The organism is Vibrio sp. 1069 (assembly GCF_033340555.1).
In genome coordinates this window covers 1-683 of the sequence record NZ_JAWOWP010000411.1, presented here as the reverse complement: position 1 = coordinate 683, position 683 = coordinate 1, and the positions used below count along the sequence as shown (strand labels likewise).

The following is a 683-nucleotide window of genomic DNA, read 5'->3' as shown; positions in this document are numbered from 1 at the left end:
TGTGCTCCTCACGCGAGTTTTTTAGCGTTGCACGCAATAACGCCGTGAGTTGATCCAACATTTGTTTGGCTTTATCGACGTCTTGCGACATCAACGCGCTGATATTGGCAAGCGTATTAAACAGAAAATGCGGCTCAATTTGGCTTTGCATCTGCTTGAGCTGGCTGAGTAAAAGGGCTCGTTCTTGTTCGGCATTTTCACGTTTGATGCTCTCTAGCTCACGCTGTGCAATGGCTTCTTTTTCGCGTGAATGAAAATAAAAATAACACATACCGCTAAACAGCAGGCCCATCAGTAAGACAGGCAACATGCCCGAAATACCGAAGTATTCACCGAGCCAAAACTGCGCATTAATTACACCAAACAACAAACACGCGGTCAGTGATAGCGCAATTTCTAGCATGCGTGGGATGGTCGGAAACAACTTGTCGATCAACCACGAGAAGAACAGCGCAGAGTAGCCAAAACCAAAGCTCACCAGCACATGCACGTAGTACGGACCGCCCCAAACTGAGAGCGTCATTCCCGAGATAAACAAACAAAACAACGTGGTGACTACCACACTGCGCTGCCATCCACTTGCTACCATTGACTTAGCTGAACACATTTAAAATTTCCCTTTGATGTTAAATACAATCATATGCTTATCGTTGATTTGTGCGTAAGCAGAATGGTCGTCTCCG

General features: G+C 46.0%; 1 protein-coding gene. It reads right to left on the bottom strand.

Annotation, left to right across the window (positions count from 1 at the left end):
- Positions 1–607, bottom strand: a 607-nt coding sequence (locus R7040_RS26840; RefSeq protein ID WP_318097647.1) for a histidine kinase, incomplete at its 3' end; no start/stop codon positions are given.
- Positions 608–683: the final 76 nt, after the last annotated feature.